General features: G+C 68.9%; 23 protein-coding genes. 7 read left to right on the top strand and 16 right to left on the bottom strand.

Annotated features, from left to right (window positions below; genetic code table 11):
• The first annotated feature begins 90 nt into the window (after positions 1-90).
• From WBL06_RS00335 to WBL06_RS00345, 3 genes are all read left to right on the top strand, one after another.
• Positions 91-1,221, top strand: a complete 1,131-nt coding sequence (locus tag WBL06_RS00335; protein ID WP_424453982.1) for a carbohydrate ABC transporter permease — start codon at positions 91-93, stop codon at positions 1,219-1,221.
• On the top strand, positions 1,218-2,153 hold the full coding sequence (locus tag WBL06_RS00340; protein WP_424453983.1) for a carbohydrate ABC transporter permease: 936 nt from the start codon (positions 1,218-1,220) through the stop codon (positions 2,151-2,153). Before WBL06_RS00335 ends, WBL06_RS00340 begins: the two co-directional genes overlap by 4 nt.
• A gap of 361 nt (positions 2,154-2,514) precedes the next feature.
• Positions 2,515-2,958, top strand: a complete 444-nt coding sequence (locus WBL06_RS00345; RefSeq protein ID WP_424453984.1) for a hypothetical protein — start codon at positions 2,515-2,517, stop codon at positions 2,956-2,958.
• An 81-nt stretch (positions 2,959-3,039) separates the two neighbouring features.
• Here WBL06_RS00345 and WBL06_RS00350 read toward each other — a convergent pair whose 3' ends face one another.
• The 12 genes from WBL06_RS00350 to purD all read right to left on the bottom strand — a co-directional run bounded on the left by WBL06_RS00350 (position 3,040) and on the right by purD (position 11,086).
• Positions 3,040-3,186 carry a hypothetical protein gene (locus tag WBL06_RS00350; protein WP_424453985.1) on the bottom strand — a complete coding sequence of 49 codons (147 nt, stop codon included), beginning with the start codon at positions 3,184-3,186 and terminating at the stop codon, positions 3,040-3,042.
• Positions 3,187-3,276: 90 nt separating this feature from the next.
• Positions 3,277-3,732 (bottom strand): DUF3817 domain-containing protein, encoded by a 456-nt coding sequence (locus WBL06_RS00355; RefSeq protein ID WP_424453986.1) that lies wholly within the window; start codon positions 3,730-3,732, stop codon positions 3,277-3,279.
• Positions 3,729-4,427, bottom strand: a complete 699-nt coding sequence (gene purQ / locus WBL06_RS00360; RefSeq protein ID WP_424453987.1) for a phosphoribosylformylglycinamidine synthase subunit PurQ — start codon at positions 4,425-4,427, stop codon at positions 3,729-3,731. The genes WBL06_RS00355 and purQ overlap by 4 nt, the downstream gene beginning before the upstream one ends.
• A complete protein-coding gene (gene purS / locus WBL06_RS00365) occupies positions 4,424-4,684 on the bottom strand; it encodes a phosphoribosylformylglycinamidine synthase subunit PurS (RefSeq protein WP_424453988.1) in 261 nt (86 codons plus the stop codon). Before purS ends, purQ begins: the two co-directional genes overlap by 4 nt.
• Positions 4,685-4,725: 41 nt before the next feature.
• Entirely contained in the window at positions 4,726-5,301 is a 576-nt protein-coding gene (locus WBL06_RS00370; protein WP_424453989.1) for a nucleoside/nucleotide kinase family protein, read from the bottom strand.
• Positions 5,298-5,960 carry an SGNH/GDSL hydrolase family protein gene (locus WBL06_RS00375; RefSeq protein ID WP_424453990.1) on the bottom strand — a complete coding sequence of 221 codons (663 nt, stop codon included), beginning with the start codon at positions 5,958-5,960 and terminating at the stop codon, positions 5,298-5,300. Before WBL06_RS00375 ends, WBL06_RS00370 begins: the two co-directional genes overlap by 4 nt.
• Complete coding sequence (locus WBL06_RS00380) at positions 5,957-7,051, bottom strand: serine hydrolase domain-containing protein (protein ID WP_424453991.1); 1,095 nt, start codon at positions 7,049-7,051, stop codon at positions 5,957-5,959. Before WBL06_RS00380 ends, WBL06_RS00375 begins: the two co-directional genes overlap by 4 nt.
• Before the next feature lie 9 nt (positions 7,052-7,060).
• A complete protein-coding gene (locus WBL06_RS00385; protein WP_424454079.1) occupies positions 7,061-7,891 on the bottom strand; it encodes a VOC family protein in 831 nt (276 codons plus the stop codon).
• Positions 7,892-7,938: 47 nt separating this feature from the next.
• On the bottom strand, positions 7,939-8,445 hold the full coding sequence (locus WBL06_RS00390; protein WP_424453992.1) for a GNAT family N-acetyltransferase: 507 nt from the start codon (positions 8,443-8,445) through the stop codon (positions 7,939-7,941).
• Between the two features lie 31 nt (positions 8,446-8,476).
• The gene (locus WBL06_RS00395) at positions 8,477-8,926 is read right to left on the bottom strand and encodes a GNAT family N-acetyltransferase (RefSeq protein ID WP_424453993.1); all 450 of its coding nucleotides are present in this window, start codon (positions 8,924-8,926) and stop codon (positions 8,477-8,479) included.
• 13 nt (positions 8,927-8,939) lie between these two features.
• Entirely contained in the window at positions 8,940-9,827 is an 888-nt protein-coding gene (locus WBL06_RS00400; RefSeq protein ID WP_424453994.1) for a phosphoribosylaminoimidazolesuccinocarboxamide synthase, read from the bottom strand.
• Positions 9,824-11,086: a phosphoribosylamine--glycine ligase gene (gene purD, locus WBL06_RS00405; RefSeq protein WP_424453995.1), complete on the bottom strand. Its 1,263-nt coding sequence runs from the start codon at positions 11,084-11,086 to the stop codon at positions 9,824-9,826. Before purD ends, WBL06_RS00400 begins: the two co-directional genes overlap by 4 nt.
• Positions 11,087-11,116: 30 nt before the next feature.
• Here purD and WBL06_RS00410 point away from each other — a divergent pair, with 30 nt between their 5' ends.
• From WBL06_RS00410 to WBL06_RS00420, 3 genes are read left to right on the top strand one after another with little or no spacing between them, the layout of a single operon-like run.
• Entirely contained in the window at positions 11,117-11,845 is a 729-nt protein-coding gene (locus WBL06_RS00410; RefSeq protein ID WP_424453996.1) for an HtaA domain-containing protein, read from the top strand.
• A gap of 2 nt (positions 11,846-11,847) precedes the next feature.
• The gene (locus WBL06_RS00415) at positions 11,848-12,216 is read left to right on the top strand and encodes a sterol carrier family protein (RefSeq protein WP_424454080.1); all 369 of its coding nucleotides are present in this window, start codon (positions 11,848-11,850) and stop codon (positions 12,214-12,216) included.
• A complete protein-coding gene (locus WBL06_RS00420) occupies positions 12,213-12,491 on the top strand; it encodes a potassium transporter Trk (protein ID WP_424453997.1) in 279 nt (92 codons plus the stop codon). Before WBL06_RS00415 ends, WBL06_RS00420 begins: the two co-directional genes overlap by 4 nt.
• 12 nt (positions 12,492-12,503) lie before the next feature.
• Here the strand turns inward: WBL06_RS00420 and purF are convergent, their stop codons facing one another.
• The 3 genes from purF to WBL06_RS00435 all read right to left on the bottom strand — a co-directional run bounded on the left by purF (position 12,504) and on the right by WBL06_RS00435 (position 14,660).
• Positions 12,504-13,961, bottom strand: a complete 1,458-nt coding sequence (purF, locus tag WBL06_RS00425; protein WP_424453998.1) for an amidophosphoribosyltransferase — start codon at positions 13,959-13,961, stop codon at positions 12,504-12,506.
• 91 nt (positions 13,962-14,052) lie between these two features.
• Complete coding sequence (vapC, locus tag WBL06_RS00430) at positions 14,053-14,448, bottom strand: type II toxin-antitoxin system VapC family toxin (protein WP_424453999.1); 396 nt, start codon at positions 14,446-14,448, stop codon at positions 14,053-14,055.
• Positions 14,445-14,660 carry a type II toxin-antitoxin system VapB family antitoxin gene (locus WBL06_RS00435; protein WP_424454000.1) on the bottom strand — a complete coding sequence of 72 codons (216 nt, stop codon included), beginning with the start codon at positions 14,658-14,660 and terminating at the stop codon, positions 14,445-14,447. The genes vapC and WBL06_RS00435 overlap by 4 nt, the downstream gene beginning before the upstream one ends.
• A gap of 73 nt (positions 14,661-14,733) precedes the next feature.
• Between WBL06_RS00435 and purM the strand changes: the two genes are divergently transcribed.
• Positions 14,734-15,843 (top strand): phosphoribosylformylglycinamidine cyclo-ligase, encoded by a 1,110-nt coding sequence (gene purM / locus WBL06_RS00440; RefSeq protein ID WP_424454001.1) that lies wholly within the window; start codon positions 14,734-14,736, stop codon positions 15,841-15,843.
• Between the two features lie 147 nt (positions 15,844-15,990).
• Here the strand turns inward: purM and WBL06_RS00445 are convergent, their stop codons facing one another.
• Complete coding sequence (locus WBL06_RS00445) at positions 15,991-16,695, bottom strand: DUF6338 family protein (RefSeq protein WP_424454002.1); 705 nt, start codon at positions 16,693-16,695, stop codon at positions 15,991-15,993.
• Between the last annotated feature and the right edge of the window lie 28 nt (positions 16,696-16,723).

Consider the following 16,723-nt stretch of genomic DNA (forward strand, 5'->3'; position numbering starts at 1 on the left):
GGCGAGAACCGGGCAGCCCGCCCCCTGTCGTCTCCAAGTAGTGAGTAATGTCGTACCACCCGTTGTCAGTGTTGACCACGAAAGGTGATCATGAAAGATCTCCTCAGCTGGATCGGTAGCCTCCCGCCCCTCGCCCAGATTCCCGTCGTCGTCGGGTTGTTCCTGGCGGTCGCCTTCGTCGTCGTTCTGCTGATCGAAGTCGCGCCGCGTCCCGGTCGCAGGTTCACGATCATCCGGTTCGCCGCCTGCGTCGTCATCCCGGCCGTCGTCTTTCTGCTCCTGGGTTCGGTCTGGTGGGCGGTCTCCGCCGCGGTCGTGCTCGGCGCTCTGTTCTTCTTGCTCGACTACCGCAGTCGGCAAGGCAAGGGCTATCTGTTCGCGTTGATGGGCTTTCTCGCCCCCGCGATCGTGCTGCTGCTCATCGGCCTCGTCTACCCGTCGATTCAGACGATCCTCCTGTCGTTCCAAAGCAACCGCGGCAGTTGGATCGGCTTCGACAACTTCGTGTGGATCTTCACCCAGCCGGGCAACCTGGTGGTCATCCGAAACACCATCATCTGGGTGCTCGTCGTCCCGGTGTTCTCGACGGCGCTCGGTCTGGCCTACGCCGTGTTCATCGACAAGTCGCGCGGTGAGAAATACCTGAAGATCCTGGTCTTCATGCCGATGGCCATCTCCTTCGTCGGCGCGAGCATCATCTGGCGCTTCGTCTACGCGTACCGCCCCGACGGGTCAGACCAGATCGGCGTGCTGAACGGCCTCGTGACGCTCTTCGGAGGCGAACCCGTCAACTGGCTGCAGCAGGTGCCCCTCAACAGCTTCCTGCTCATGGTGGTGTTGATCTGGGTGCAGACCGGGTTCGCGATGGTGATCCTCTCAGCGGCGATCAAAGGTGTGCCGGTCGAACAACTCGAGGCAGCCCAGTTGGATGGCACCAACGCCTGGCAGCGCTTCCGGAACGTCACCGTTCCTGCGATCCGACCGTCGATCATCGTCGTGCTGACGACGATCTCGATCGCGTCGCTGAAGGTGTTCGACATCGTGCGCACGATGGGCTTGGCCTACCCCGATACCGGCGTCATCGCCAACGAGATGGTCACGCTGCTGCAGAAGTTCGAGGCGGGACGGTCGGCGGCGTTCGCGGTCGTGCTGTTCTTGCTCGTGATGCCGATTGTGATCTACAACGCACGTCAGATTCAGAAGACGCGGGAGCTGCGATGACCACCTCTATGACGGCCAACCCGGCTCTGCCCGAGTCGGCGCTCAAGGCCGCGACGCGGCGCACGAAGCAGCGGCTCACCAGCCGCGGCGCGACGATCGCCGCACTGGTCATCGCTGTCCTGTGGACGGTACCGACGGTCGGGCTGTTCATCACGTCGATCCGGCCCGAGGTCGAGACGCAGCGTTCGGGCTGGTGGCAGATCTTCATCAACCCCACGGTCACGCTCGAGAATTATCAGGCGGTGCTCTTCGGGCGGGAGAGCCTGCTCGGGCCGTTCTTCAACTCGATCGCGATCTCGATCCCGGCAACGGTGTTCCCGCTCGTGATCGCGTCGCTTGCGGCGTATGCGTTCGCGTGGATGAAGTTCAAGGGGCGCGACGTGATCTTCGTGCTCGTCTTCGCGCTGCAGATCGTGCCGATCCAGATGGCGCTCGTGCCGCTGCTGTCGCTGTTCTCGCGCGGCATCACGGTCGGCGACGGCGTGCTCTACGAGGGCCTGCGCAATGCCGGCCAGTTCTCGCAGGTGTGGATCGCGCACACGATCTTCGCGCTGCCGCTCGCGATCTTCCTGCTGCACAACTTCATCAGCGAGATCCCGTCCGACGTCATTGAAGCCGCACGCGTCGATGGCGCGAGCCACGGGCAGATCTTCTTCCGGATCGTGCTGCCGCTCTCGATGCCGGCGATCGCATCCTTCGCGATCTTCCAGTTCCTCTGGGTCTGGAACGATCTGCTCATCGCGCTCATCTTCGCCAACGGGGCGGCGGCACCTATCACCCGAGCCCTGGCCGAACTCGCGGGCGAGTTCGGGGAGAACGCCGAACTGCTTCCTGCAGGCGCGTTCATCTCGATCCTGGTGCCGCTGGTCGTGTTCTTCGCCCTACAGCGCTACTTCGTGCGGGGCCTGCTGGCGGGTTCCACGAAGGGCTGAGCCACGGCGAGGTTCGACCTCCCGGCGTTCGTCGCCGAGCGGGGCTGGCGGTATGAGCCGACGGCCCCGCCTCCGGCGATCGAGGGCGCCGTCTTCGGCGCCCTGCTCGAAGCCGTCGTCACCGACCGCGTCGTCGCGACCGGCGCGATCCCGTTCGAAGTCGGCAACGTCGCGGGCCGGGTGGGCGGCACCCGCACGGAGCAGTTCGGCAAGGTGCGCGTGAGGATGACCCGGCGCACCAGCCGGTCACAGCGATCACGGCTACCTCAGCATCCGGCTTCCCCGGTCGCTGCCGCACTTCGTCGTCGACGCGCATGCGAACGGCCGAAGCCTTCCGCTGCCCCTCAAGCCCAAGAACCGGGTGTCGCTGGAGGGCGACTTCGATGATCACTTCGCGCTCTACGCCCCGACCGGCTACGCGCGGGATGCGCTGTACCTGTTCACCCCCGACGTGATGGCTCTTCTGATCGATGAGACGGGCGACCTCGATGTCGAGGTGATCGGCGATCGGCTCACGATCTACGCGCCGGCACTCTTCGATCTGCGTAATCCGGCCGTGTGGGAGAGGCTCGAGCAAATCGTGCGGCTGTTCGGCGCGAAGGCGATCGACCAGGCCGAGAACTACTCCGACCCGCGGGCGGCCGGCACCGACAGCAACGTCGCGCCGGCGGCACGCCGGCTCGAGCAGGGGTTCCTCAGCCGGGCGAGCGTGCACCGGTGGTGGGTGCTGATCGTCGCGATCGTCGTGGGGAGCATCTTTGTCACGATCGCGGGGATGGTCGGCTCGGTGCTGCTCGGCTTGTGAGGATCAGCCGCGGTCGAGACCGAAGGTGTGCTTGACGAGAGCCTGCATGTCACGATCGAGCCCGTCGACGCGCTGTTCGAGTCAATCGAACCGCCCGAGCTTTTCACCCCGAAGCCCTGCGATCTCGGAACGGATGACGCGGATGAAGAGCGTCGAGACGATGCTGAACATGCCGAAGAGCGCGGCGGCGAAGACGCCGATGAGCACCCATACCTGTGGTTGGGTCATGGTCAACACCATCCCGGTATCCGCACGACCGCTGGATGACGCTAGCCACGCTGGCGGGAAGATCGCGGCTGCGTGACCTGGAGAGGAGGGTCAGCGACCGCCGGGCGGACCGAGGGCGAGCAGGGTCGCGAAGATGGCGACGAGCAGTACCGCGAACACCCCGATGAGCACGGCGGGGCGTCGCACGAACCAGCGCACCAGGGCGTCGAGTGGCGTGCGATCGGGGAATGCGGTGTCGGGTTCGCGACGCCAGGCACCGTCAAGCTTCCCGCGCCGGTCGACGGCGACGTCGACCGGGATGGTCGCGTACGGCACGATCGCGCTGGCGACGGCGAGCACGACAAGCCCCGGGCGCCAGCGCCGGTCGATCCCGACGAGCAGGGCGACCCCGGCGTAGGCGAGGAACACGAATCCGTGGATGCCGCCGCCGAGCGTCACCCCGAGCGCCCAGCCCGTCGTCGCGCGCAGCACGAGGCCGGCGATGAGCAGCGTCCAGGTGACGGCTTCCGCGATCGCGACGATGCGGAAGAGCAGCCGCGGCGTCACGCGCGGGCGAGGGCGTGCTGCAGCACGCTCGTGAAGAACGTCAACCCGTCGACTCCCGACCGCATCGCGACGTCGGTGTCGGGGCCGAAGCCCGGCTCGACGGCGTGCTCGGGATGCGGCATCAGTCCGACGACGTTGCCGCGCTCGTTGGTGAGCCCGGCGATGTCGTTGAGCGAGCCGTTCGGGTTGAGCCCCGTGTAGCGGAAGGCCACGAGCCCCTCGCCTTCGAGCCGGGCGAGCGTCTCGGCGTCAGCGATGAACCCGCCCTCGCCGTTCTTCAGCGGCACGGTAATCTCTTGGCCCTGCTCGAACCCGTTGGTCCACGCGGTGGCGGCGTTCTCGACGCGCAGTCCCTGGTCGCGGCAGATGAAGTCGCCGTGGTCGTTGCGGATGAGCCCACCTGGCAGCAGGTGCGCTTCGACGAGCACCTGGAATCCGTTGCAGATGCCGAGCACCGGCATCCCGGAGCTCGCGGCGTCGATCACCTCGCGCATGATCGGCGAGCGGGCCGCGATCGCCCCGCAGCGCAGGTAGTCGCCGTACGAGAAGCCGCCGGGCAGCACAATCGCGTCGACGCCCTTGAGGTCGTGATCGCCGTGCCACAGCGCGACGGGTTCGGCGCCCGCGATCCGTGCCGCGCGCTGGGCGTCGCGGTCATCGAGTGAGCCCGGAAAGGTGACGACGCCGACCTTCACGCGGGGCTGCTTTCCAAGACGCTGATCTTGACGACATCCTCGATCACGGAGTTGCTGAGCATCTCGTCGGCGAGCTTCTGCGCCTGGGCGAGCACGGCATCCGTCACCTCGCCGTCGACCGTGAGCTCGAAGCGCTTGCCGATACGCACGTCGCTGAACGGGTGACCGCCCTCGCGGCGCAGAGCGCCGGCGACGGCTTTGCCGGCCGGGTCGAGCAGTTCCGCCTTGGGCATGACCTCGACGACGATCGTGGGCAACGGGACTCCTTGGCGAAGAACGGGTGGGATGCGAGTTCAGCTTACGCGGCGCCCTCGCGCACGATGTCGTCGGCGCGATGCGCGGTCGCGGCCACGAGCGCGGCGTTCGCGTCATCGGAGCGGGCGACCCACTCCTCCGCCTCGGCGGGGGTCTTGCCGAACGCGACGTGCCGGGCGATGAGGCGCTCGCGCCGCACGGCATCGTCGGGGGCGAGGAAGATCACCCGGTCGAGCAGCGGACGCACGCGCTCCCAGCCATCCCTGTCGTGCAACAGGTAGCTGCCTTCGACGATGACCAGGCGGATGTCGGCGCCGATCTCGATCGCGTCGGCCACGGGCTCCTCGATCTCGCGGTCGAACCCGGGAGCGGTCACCGTGCCGGGAGCCCGCAGCCGCTCGAGCGTCGCGATGAAGCCATCGACGTCGAAGGTGTCGGGAGCGCCCATCCGATTGCGCCGCCCGAGTTGCACGAGCTCGGCCTGCGGCAGGTGGAAGCCGTCCATCGGCAGGATGGCTGCGGCCGTGCCCGCTTGCGCCAGGCGGTGCTGCTGGGCGTCCGCGAACGTACTCTTGCCGGCGCCCGGCGCCCCGGTGACGCCGAGCAGGTATCGGGTCATGACGGGAGGACGGCGACGATTCCGGCGGCGATCGACTTGTAGCCGCGGCGGTCGGGGTGGAAGCCGTCGGACGAGACCGACCGACCGTCGAAGCCGGGGGCGAAGTCGACCCCGCGCTCGCCGGCGACGCGCGCGGCGATTCGGCTGAGGCCGGTGGTGTGGGCGCCGAGAGCGTTCCGGAGCGGTCGGGGCAGCACCGCGAAGTCGGCGAAGGCAGGCGGCCCGACTACGACGATCCGCCCCTTCGGGCTGGCGGCGACGAGACGGTCGATCAGCATCTCGAGGTCGCGGGCGAACGCGCGGCCCGAGCGGAGCTTCAGTGCGTCGTTCCAGCCGACCATCAGCACGGCGACGTCGGCGGGACCGCCGGCGGCCTCGTCGATGTGGTCGCGCAACACGTCGGCCGCGGTCGCGCCGTTGCGGCCGACGACCCGCCAACGCGCCCCGAGCAGTTTGCCGAGCCGACCCGGCAGGGCGTCGTCGAGTGACTCCGCTCCGGTGCCCACGGCGGTGGAGTCGCCGACGACGACGAGGCGCAGCTTGCCTTTACCCCCGACGCGCTCTCCGTCGGGTGCAGCCATCAGCGGGGTGATGCGCCGCAGCCGCGCGGCCTGCGCCAGCACGACGGGGGCGAGCACCAGAGCGAGGGCGCGGCTCACGGCGCGACCTCCTCGGGTGGAGCCCAGATCACCCACAGCGCGTCGGCGAGCCCGAAGCGGTCGGCGGCGTGCCCGTTGCACATCACGGCGATCGTCGTCTCGCGGTCGGCCGACACGGTGAAGGTCGACGTGTAACCGCCGAAGCGGCCGTTGTGGTTCAGGTCGCCGTCGGCCTCGATGTCCATTCCGGCAGCGTAGAACTCACCGGTGCCCTCATCGGAGGCGCCGACCGCGAAGTCGTCCTGGATGATGTCGCCGGCGCGGTACTGGTCGCCCCAGCGCACCAGCTCCGACGGCGTGGTAAAGATGCCGATCGCGCCGTAGGCGGTCCAGCCCGGCGGTTGGAACTGGTCGTCGGCGTCGTAGGACAACGCCACGTCGGCGGCGACGAGACCGGGCGACAGTTCCATGTCGAGCCCGAGCGGCGTGAAGATGCGGTCGGCGAGGAACTCGGGCAGCGGCTGCCCGCTCACCCGGGCGACGACCTCCGCGAGCAGCACATAGTTGGAGTTGGAGTAGCTGTATCCGGCGTCGGTCTCGAGGGTCGTCAGCCGGCGGATGGCGTTCAGGATGCGCGCGTGATCGGCGGGGTCGCTGAAGCCGATGCCGTCGCGGTCGAGCACTGTCCAGTAGTCGGGCACGCGGCTGGTGTGATGCATGAGCTGGTCGAGCGTCACCGACCGGCCCCAGCTCGGCAGGCCGTCGACGTAGGCACTGATCGGGTCGGCGAGGGTCAGCGCGCCGTCGCGTTGCAGCATGAGGATGGCGGTCGCGGTGAACTGCTTCGAGACGGATGCCATGTCGAACCGGGTCTGCGTCGTCACCGGCTCACCCGTGGTGAGATCGGCGATCCCGGTAGCTCCCGCCCAGACGACCTCCCCGCGGATGCCGACCGCGGCCGAGCACCCGGGTCGCTCGGCGTCGATGAGGTCGTCGACGGCGGCGTCGCTCTGCAGGGGGCGCTTGTCGGTCGTCGTCACCGCGTGGGTGCGTGGCCCGATGCCGAGAGTGGGCGGCGTCGCGGCGCAGCCGGCGAGAAGCGCGAGGGCCGACGCGCATGCGACAACCCAGACGAGCCGCGACAAGTGCACCGCACCACGCTAGCGGCCAGTGGTCACTCTGATCAGATTTGCCCAGGGGTCGTCGAACTCGACGGTGCGCCCGTCGTCGCGGGTGCGGATGCCGTAGTGCGTCATCCGCTCACCGAGCGCACCGAGGTCGTCCGCTGAGGGGACTTCGATGTCGAGTCGGCCGAGGCCGAGGGTGCGTTGGCGGCGGCCGGCGCCGCGGGAGTTCCAGACGTTCATCGCCATGTGGTGGTGGTACCCGCCGGCGCTCACGAAGAGGGCAGTGCCGGGCATCTCGGCCGTGGTCTCGAAGCCGAGTCGATCGACGTAGAACTCTCGCGCCGACCCCACATCGCCGACCGAGAGATGGATGTGGCCGACGCGGGCATCCCCGATCCCCGGCCCGGCGAGACCCTCCTCCGTGAGGTTCTGCTGCAGGAAGGCGTTCGGGTCGAGGTAGAGCGTGCTCATCTCCACGGTGCCGTGTACCCAGCTCCACGCGGAGCGATCGCGGTCCCAATACAACTCGACGCCGTTGCCCTCAGGATCGTCGAAGTAGAACGCCTTGCTGACGAGGTGGTCGCTCGATCCCGTGAAGGTGCCCGGATGCCGCTGCGCGACCGAGTACACCGCCGCGGCGAGGGCGGCCTCGCTGTCGAACAGGATCGCGGTGTGGAACAGCCCCGCCTCCCGGGGCGCCGCGTGGCGCAGGTCGGGCGAGTGCTCGAGCACGACGACCTCGCGCGCGCCGCGACCGAGCGCGACCCGCGGCCCCGACGCGTCGAGCACCGTAAGGCCGACGGCATCCCGGTAATAGGCCGTCATCGCGTCGAGGTCGGCGACGTTGAGGGTCACCGCACCCATCGCGGTGTCGGCGGAGAGAAGATCGGAAGAAGGTGTCACGTCACCAGTTAACCCGAGGCGCCGTTCGACGATTCCCCCGCAGGCTTCGAGAGGTGCGCGACCCCGTTGACCGTGCGGTCGATCCCGTAGCCCGCGTTGCCGTACAGGCGCAGGTTGCGCGTACTGCGAGCGCCGGTGAAGAGCTCGAGCCGCGCGACGCCGTCGGGGCGGTGCTTCTCGATCCAGGCCAACAGGAACCGCCCGAGCCCCCGTCCGGCGAGATCGGGCGCAACCATCAGGCGGCCGATCTCCCAGGCGTCTCCCGCGACGGTGCCGCGCACCGATCCCACGAGTCGCGGGCCGTCGCGCACCACCCAGGTCTGCTGATCCAGGATGCCGCGTTCCACGTCGTCGAGGGTCTCGTGGAGCGCCGAGATCGCGAGGGTCTCGTTGGCGAGTGCCTCCGCGACCCAGCACGCGCGCTGGAGCACGAGCAGTTCGGGTGCGTCCCGGGCTTCGGCGCGTGCGATGCGCAAACCGGCAAGGCCGGTGGCGTCGATCGGTGTGCCGCTCACACCTCGACGCTACTCGCGTGGGCCCGACGAGTCAGAGCGCCTTCGCGTAACACCGCGAGAGCTCCGAGTCGGCGTAGTAGCCGAAGTTCGGGATGGGCGTGTAGCCCTCCCGCTCGTAGAACCGCATCGCGTCGGGCTGCTCGTCGCCGGTCTCGAGCACGAGCCGATCCCATCCGCGCGACCGCGCCTCGACTTCGAGGTGCCGCAGGATCGCGCGCGCCACGCCGGTTCCCCGGCGCTCGGGCACGACGTACATCCGCTTGATCTCGCCGTGTCGCTCGTCGAGCGTGCGCAGCCCGCCGCAGCCGACCGCCTCGGTGCCGTCGTAGGCGACGAAGAAGATCGACATGTCGTCGGCCGACGGCTTCGGCCCGGGCTCCGAGTCGAGACGCCCGTAACGTACCGCGAGTTCGGCCTGCTGGTCGGCGCGCAGGCGGTCGCCGTCGGGGTGATCCCAGGAGACCTCACGCAGTTCGATCAACCGCAGGTCTCGTTCACGCGTCGGATGCCATGAACCGGTCGACCAGCTCCTGGTAGCGCACGGCGGTGCGCTCGACGATGTCGGTCGGCAGTTCCGGCGGTTCACCCGTGCGGTCCCAGTTCGCCGCGAGCCAGTCGCGCACGATCTGCTTGTCGTAGGCCTCGAGGCGGTCCGGGCCGCCGGCGGCGTAGGTCTCGGCGTCCCAGTAGCGGCTCGAGTCGCTCGTGAGCACCTCGTCGGCGAGCACCGGGTGATCGACACCGGGGTCGCGGCCGAACTCGAACTTCGAGTCGGCCAGCAGGATGCCGCGCTGCTCGGCGACCGCGGATGCCGTGGCGAAGATGCGCAAGCTGGCCTCGCGCAGCCGTTCGGCATCCGCTGCCCCGACGATCTCGACCATCCGCTCGAAGGTGATGTTCTCGTCGTGTTGCCCCTGGGGGGCCTTGAAGGCGGGGGTGAAGATCGGCTCGGGCAGCTTGTCACCCTCGGACAGCCCGGGCGGCAGCGGGAGCCCGCAGACCGTCTGCGTGGCCCGGTATTCGGCCCAGCCGGAGCCGGCCAGGTAGCCGCGCACGACGCACTCGATCGGGTACATGTCGAGGGTGTGCACGATCATCGTGCGGCCCGCGAGCTCCGGCGGCAGGTGCGCGCCGAGCGACGGGTGCGCCGCCGCCAGGTGGGTGGGCTCGCCGAGACGGCCGAACCACCACAGGGAGAGCTGGGTGAGCAGGGCGCCCTTGCCCGGGATGCCGGGCGAGAGCACGTGATCGAAGGCGCTCACCCGGTCAGAGGTGACGACGAGCAGCCGGCCGGGATGCGCGGGCGACTCGTAGAGTTCGCGCACCTTGCCCGAGTAGAGGTGGTGCCAGCCGAGGGCTTCGAGGCGGGTGTCGATGGTCATGAGACTCTCTCTGCGATGTCACGACGGTAGTGACCGCCTTCGAGGCCGATGCCCGCAAGCGCGCGGTAGACGGCATCCCGAGCTGTTCTGAAGTCTGTCGCCTTCGCGACGACGCCGAGCACCCGACCCCCGGTCGCGAGCAGCCGGTCGCCGTCGCGCAGCGTCGCGGCGTGGGCGATCGTCACGCCCGCGGGGAGTTCGGCGTCGACGCCGGTGAGCACCCGACCGGTGACAGGCGCGTCGGGGTATCCCTCGCTTGCCAGCACGACCACCACGGCGGCGTCGGGCGAGAATTCGGGGTCGGGCAGGTCGGCGAGGCCGCCGGTGGCCGCCGCGAGCAACAGCCCCGACAGCGGCGTCACCAGCCGCGGCAGCACGACCTGGGTCTCGGGGTCGCCGAACCGGGCGTTGAACTCGATGACGCGGATCCCTGCGTCGGTGAGCACGAGGCCGCAGTAGAGCAGTCCGACGAACGGGGTGCCCTCGGCTTCGAGCGCGCGCACCGTCGGCAGGGCGATCGTGCGGCGCACCTCGTCGACGAAGGCCGCCTCCGACCCGAACTTCTCGGCGAGCCACGGCAGCGGCGAGTAGGCGCCCATGCCACCAGTGTTCGGCCCGGCATCCCCGTCGCCGACGCGCTTGTAGTCCTGCGCGGGGCTGAGCGGCAGCACGTCGTGGCCGTCGGCGAGGAAGAACAGCGAGACTTCGGGGCCGCCGAGGTACTCCTCGACGAGCACTTCGCCCTGCTGGAGGTAGTACTTGGCGTGGGCGAGTGCGGCATCCCGGTCGTCGGTGACGATCACGCCCTTGCCGGCCGCGAGCCCGTCGGCTTTCACCACGTGAGGGGCACCCAGGTCGTCGAGCGCGGCGGCAACCTCGTCGAGCGTCGCAGCATGCACCGCGCGCCCGGTCGGAACGTTCGCGACATCCATGATGCGTTTCGCGAAGGTCTTCGAGCCTTCGAGCGCCGCAGCAGCCTTGTTCGGACCGAACACCGGGATGCGGCGCTTGCGCACCGCATCAGCCACACCGGCGACGAGGGGGGCCTCGGGGCCGATCACGACGAGGTCGAACGCATTGTCGGCCGCGTACCCGGCGACAAGCCGCGCGTCGGAGGCGTCGAGCGCCACGACCTCGACCTCGGCCGCGATACCGGCGTTGCCGGGGGCGGTCACGATCGTGTGGCCGGCGCCCTCGGCGAGCAGGGCGGTGACGATCGCGTGTTCGCGAGCGCCGGAGCCGAGAACCAGGATGCGCACCCTCCGAGAGTACCGAGGCAGGATGGACCCATGCGCCGCACCCTTGTCCTACTGCTCGCCGCCGGGCTGCTGGCCGCGGCGCCGGCCGGTGCGGCATCCGCGCAGGCTCCGGGCTGCGAGGTCGCGTCGGGTGTGTTGTCGTGGGGGTTCAAGGAGTCGTTCCGCGCCTACATCGACGGGTCGATCGCGAACGGCGAGTGGACGGTCGCCGACGGCGCGACCTACGACACCCCGACGTTCGCGTTTCCCGCCGAGAAGGGCCGCGTCGACCCGCGTGACCCGAACGGCTCCGTCTCGTTCGCCGGGTCGGTGCGCTTCACCGGGCACGGCGGCATCCTCGACACCACCGTCGCCAACCCGGTGCTCGTCGTGCGACCCGACGGCACCGGCATCCTGCTGCTCGACGTCAGCGGACCCACGATGGAGGGCGACGAGGTCACGGTGACCGAAGCCGAGTTCCTCGACGTCGACCTCACCGGGCAGAACCTCACGCCCGTCGACGGGGTGATCACGATCGACGCCGCGCCGACGACGCTGACCGAGGACGGCGCGGTGGCGTTCCCCAACTACGAGGCCGGGTCGGAGTTCGACCCCCTCACCGTCACCCTCGACGTCGGCGACTGCGATCTCACCGGGCAGCCGATCGGCACCGACACCGTCGCGGACGGTGGCATCCCGCCGTACGTCTTCTACATCGGCGCGGGGGCGGTCGGCCTCGGGTTGATCGCCGGCGCTCTCATCTGGCGGCGACGGCGGTGAGCGTGCGCCGCCGCATCGCGGCTGTCGACGGGGTTCCGGCGGTGCGGGCGATTCTCGCGGGCGCCGACGATCGTACGGCGATCGCGCTCGCCACGCGCTACCTGCTCGAACAGCTCGCCGACGAGGCAGAGGGCCACACCGTCGAGGTGCGGGTGCCGCCGTTCGGGGCGGTGCAGGCGATCCCGGGGCCGCGGCACACCCGCGGCACCCCGCCGAACGTCGTCGAGATGGATGCGGCCACCTGGATCGCGCTCGCCACCGGCGCTCTCGCCTGGGATGCCGCCCTCGCCGAGCTGCGCGTCACGGCATCCGGTCAGCGGGCGACCCTCGCCGAGCATCTTCCGCTCACGTGGGAGACAATGGAGCCGTGAGCGAATCCGAGGTCAGCATCCGTCGTGCCCCGCGGATCGGCGTCTTCCTGATCTTCGGGGCCATGGTGGGCGCTCTCGTCACGCTGATCCTGACGAGCCTGTTCGAGCCCGACCCAGCCGTCGGTTTCGTCGCGTCCTTCGCCTACTTCTCCCTCTACGGCATCCCGGCCGGCGTCGTGCTCGGCGGCTTGGTCGCGCTCATCCTCGACCGCGTCTCGACCCGGCGCGCCCGTACCGTCACGGTCGCGCGCGACGAGATCACCGACGGCGACTAGCCCGCTCGCGAGTCAGGAGGCCTGGTTCGACTCGACCCAGGCGAGGTACTCGGGGGTTACCGTGCCGGTGACGTAGTCGCCGGTGAAACACGACGCCTCGAGGCCCTGGATCTCGGACCCTTCGAGGATGGCCGCCTGCATGTCGGCGACCTCCTGGTAGATCAGGTAGTCGGTGCCGAGGGCCGTTGCGATCTCGGGGATCTTCTTGCCCGCCGCGATGAGCTCGGCGCGGCTCGGCATGTTGATGCCGTAGACGTGCGGGTAGCGCACCGGCGGCGCCGCCGAGGTGAACGTCACCGAGTTGGCGCCGGCCTGGCGGGCCATGTCGACGATCTCCTGCGAGGTCGTGCCGCGCACGATCGAGTCGTCGACGATGAGCACGTTCTTGCCCTTGAACTCGCTCGACATCGCGTTGAGCTTCTGCTTGACGCTGCGTCGGCGCTGCTCCTGCCCGGGCATGATGAAGGTGCGGCCGACGTAGCGGTTCTTGTAGAACCCCTCGCGGTACGGGATGCCCAGCTTCTGCGCCACCTGCATCGCCGCCGGGCGCGACGAGTCGGGAATCGGCATGACGACGTCGATCGCCCCCGACGGGGTGTATCGCTCGATCGTGTCGGCGAGCCGGTCGCCGAGCCGCAGCCGGGCCTCGTATACCGAGATGCCGTTCATAATCGAGTCGGGTCGCGCAAGGTAGACGTACTCGAACGCGCACGGGATGAGCACCGGGTTCTTGGCGCACTGGCGGCTGAACATCTCGCCCTCGCGGGTGATGAAGATCGCCTCGCCCGGCTCGACGTCGCGCACCAGCTCGTAGCCGTCGGATTCGAGCACGAGCGACTCGCTCGCCACGATCCACTCGGTGCCGACCAGTCCGGTCACCTTCTTGCCGAGCACCAGCGGACGGATGCCGAATGGATCGCGGAAGGCCAGCATCCCGTGCCCGGCGACCAGGGCGATTGCCGCGTACGAGCCCTCGACCCGCTCGTGCAGCCGGGCGATCGCGTCGAACACCTGGTCGGGGTCGAGCGTCGTGCCGCGCACCTGCTGCTGCAGTTCGTGGGCGAAGACGTTGACGAGGATCTCGGTGTCGGAGTCGGTGTTCAGGTGCCGCCGATCGACGCTGAACAGCTCCTGCGAGAGCTCGCGGGTGTTCGTGAGGTTGCCGTTGTGCACGAGCACGATGCCGTAGGGCGCGTTCACGTAGAACGGCTGCGACTCCTGCTCCTTGTTGGCGTCGCCGCGCGTCGTGTAGCGCACGTGCCCGAGGCCCATCGTGCCGAGCAGGCTGCGCATGTCGCGGGTGCGGTACGCCTCGCGCACCTGGCCGCGGGCGCGCTGCAGGTGGATGATGCTGCCGTCGGCCGTCGCGATGCCCGTGGAATCCTGCCCACGGTGCTGCAGCAGACCGAGGGCGTCGTAGACCTGTTGGTTGACCGGGTTCGACGAGACGATGCCGACGATGCCGCACATGGTTTGCGGTGACTCCCGGAGAGGTTGCGCGAAGTACCGGGCAGGTACGCCTTAGTGTCCCACAGGTGAACGGATGGCGTCGGGCTCGGGTTCAGCCGCGAGTCTGGTCGAGCATCGGGAGCACCTCGGCGATGCGCTCGAAGTCGGCGTCGCTGTGCAGCACCGTCGCGTCGGCGCGAATCGCGATGCCGGCGATCAGGCAATCGAGGAACGACCGCACCGTCAGGCCGTTGCGGCGGGTCATCCGGCCGATGGTGGCCGCGGTCTCCCAGTCCTCGCGCTGCGTCGGGATCATCGGGAAGCCGGCGAGAGTGCGTTCGAGCCGCGCCTGGTTCCGGTCGTCGCGGGCTCCGCGGAGCAGCTCCGCCCAGACGGGTTCGCAGAGTACGGCGATGCCCTGGCGGATCGCCGCTCGAAGTGCGGGGCGCGCCGGACTGTCGCGTTCCCGCAGGTAGTCGATCCAAGCCGACGAGTCGGGCAGGATCACCAGGCGCTCATGTCCTCCGCCGGCCGCAGCTCCTCGATGGTGGGGAAATCGGGCATGCTGCCTTCCATCGCGAGGACTTCCTCGGTCGAGTACGGGATGATCGCGGCCCTCCGCAGCGCGTAGTTCACCGCATCGCGCTTCGTCGTGAACCCCTTCTGCCGCATAACGAGGGCACACGCCTCCTCGTCGATGTCGATGTTCGTGCGAGCCATACACCGAGGATACACCTCGAGTACACCAGGTGCGGCGGACTGTCGCATCCGCACCTCCCGATACCCTGATTCCGTGGCCACCACGACTTCGAGCGACCCGTATGCCGACGCGGGGGTCGACACCACCGCCGGAGACCTCGCGGTCGAGCTGATGAAGTCGGCGGTCAGCCGCACCCACGGCGCCGACGTGCTCGGCGGGTTCGGCGGTTTCGCTGGACTGTACGACGTCTCAGCGCTGCGGTCGTTCACGCGGCCGCTGCTCGCGACCAGCACCGACGGCGTCGGCACCAAGGTCGCGATCGCCCAGGCGCTCGACATCCACGACACGATCGGGCAGGACCTCGTCGGCATGGTCGTCGACGACATCGTCGTGGTCGGCGCGAAGCCGCTGTTCATGACCGACTACATCGCGTGCGGCAAGGTCGTGCCGGAGCGCATCGCGGCGATCGTGACCGGCATCGCCAACGCCTGCGCAGCGACGGGCACCGCTTTAGTCGGCGGCGAGACCGCGGAGCATCCCGGGCTGCTCGGTGAGCACGACTACGACGTCGCCGGCGCAGCGGTCGGCGCGGTCGAGGCGGATGCCGTGCTCGGCCCCGACAAGGTGCGGCACGGTGACGTGGTGGTCGCGATCTCGTCGAGCGGGCTGCACAGCAACGGCTTCTCGCTCGTGCGGCACATCCTTCAGCGGCGCGGCGTCGCGTTCACCGACGACGTACCCGAGTTCGGCGGCACCGTCGGCACGGCGCTGCTCGAGCCGACCCGCCTCTACACGACGCCTCTGCTGCGGGTCATCGATGAGGCACCGGATGCCGTCCACGCGCTGTCGCACGTCACCGGCGGCGGTATCGCGGCGAACCTCGCGCGGGTCCTGCCGACGGGAGCCTGGGTCGAGGTCGACCGGTCGTCGTGGAGCCCGCAGCCGGTGTTCCGCATCCTCGCCGACTGGGGCGGGCTCGCACTCGAAGCCACCGAAGGTACCTGGAATCTCGGCGTCGGCTTCTTCGCCGTCGTGGCCCAGGATGCGGCATCCACCGTCACCCATGCCCTCACCGCCGCCGGCCTGCCCGCCTGGGTCGTCGGACGGGTCACCGTCGGCACGCACGACCTCGACGGCTTCGTGCAGGGTGCCAAGGGCATCGACGGCGGAGCCGTGCGCCTCGTCGGTTCCTACGCCGGGTAGAGAGCTACTTAGAAATGCCCGAGGGTCCGCGCGGCGGGGGCGGGGCGGTCGCAGGACCGCTCGGCTGACTGCCGCGATTATCGATTGGGCGCACGACTGGGGTCTGCGGAACCGCGCCCTCGCCCAAGCGCCGCAGGCTTGATGTCGTCATGGCTTCTCGACTCCTCTCTCCAAAGGAAACGGCGACGTAATCCATTCCACTACATCTTCGTCGCCGATGGCCAGCCAAACGCCTGATGAGCCATCAACCGCCTCCCCGAAGCTTCCATCACCCTTCATTCGGTATTGCTGCTCGATGTAGAGGTCGCGGGCTTGCGGGTACGTGCTCACAAAGGAACTCGAGCTGTACCAGCCTCCGATCCACTTTCCGTCCGCTAGTCGCACCCGAACAAACGTGCCTCCTAGCCCTGGTGCGGCACGATCCCAGGCTGTCGGAAAATTCCGGTACCCGCCGCGCCGAACCGGGCGATGAACCCAACGTGGCACCCAGCGAACCCGGACCGGTCGCCAGTCGAACCGGTAGTGGATGACAAAGCTGACGAACGCCGGCACGGCGAACCCCAACACGAGAACCACGATTCCGAGGACGTACGGCTCACGCGGCAGGAGGGCGCTCGGGTCGCCGTTGAGACGCGACAGGTCGACGCGCGGATCGAGCAACCCCAACGCGATCAGATAGAGCGCGTCGAATATGACGCTCGTGATCACGGCACTCGCTACGCGTGAACTCAGCTGCGTGTCGTGGGAGCCGCTCGGCCCTCGGAAAGTCGCGCGGACCATGCCATAGACAAAGCCAGGGATCACCAGAACGATGGTCAGAAGCGCGCTCGCAATATCGGTAGGAACCAGCACGCGACGAACTTAACAGCCGCTGCTGTCA

Source organism: Pseudolysinimonas sp. (assembly GCF_049651805.1).
Classification (GTDB): Bacteria; Actinomycetota; Actinomycetes; order Actinomycetales; family Microbacteriaceae; genus Pseudolysinimonas_A.

Bases quoted from the DNA above. Each gene is read 5' to 3' on its own strand.
- WBL06_RS00350 (WP_424453985.1), bottom strand. From the start codon at position 3,186: ATGACCCAACCACAGGTATGGGTGCTCATCGGCGTCTTCGCCGCCGCG.
- WBL06_RS00335 (WP_424453982.1), top strand. From the start codon at position 91: ATGAAAGATCTCCTCAGCTGGATCGGTAGCCTCCCGCCCCTCGCCCAG.
- WBL06_RS00410 (WP_424453996.1), top strand. From the start codon at position 11,117: ATGCGCCGCACCCTTGTCCTACTGCTCGCCGCCGGGCTGCTGGCCGCG.
- purF (WP_424453998.1), bottom strand. From the start codon at position 13,961: ATGTGCGGCATCGTCGGCATCGTCTCGTCGAACCCGGTCAACCAACAG.
- WBL06_RS00400 (WP_424453994.1), bottom strand. From the start codon at position 9,827: ATGACCATCGACACCCGCCTCGAAGCCCTCGGCTGGCACCACCTCTAC.
- WBL06_RS00370 (WP_424453989.1), bottom strand. From the start codon at position 5,301: ATGACCCGATACCTGCTCGGCGTCACCGGGGCGCCGGGCGCCGGCAAG.
- WBL06_RS00385 (WP_424454079.1), bottom strand. From the start codon at position 7,891: ATGGGTGCGGTGACCCTCAACGTCGCCGACCTCGACGCGATGACGGCC.
- WBL06_RS00435 (WP_424454000.1), bottom strand. From the start codon at position 14,660: ATGGCTCGCACGAACATCGACATCGACGAGGAGGCGTGTGCCCTCGTT.
- WBL06_RS00340 (WP_424453983.1), top strand. From the start codon at position 1,218: ATGACCACCTCTATGACGGCCAACCCGGCTCTGCCCGAGTCGGCGCTC.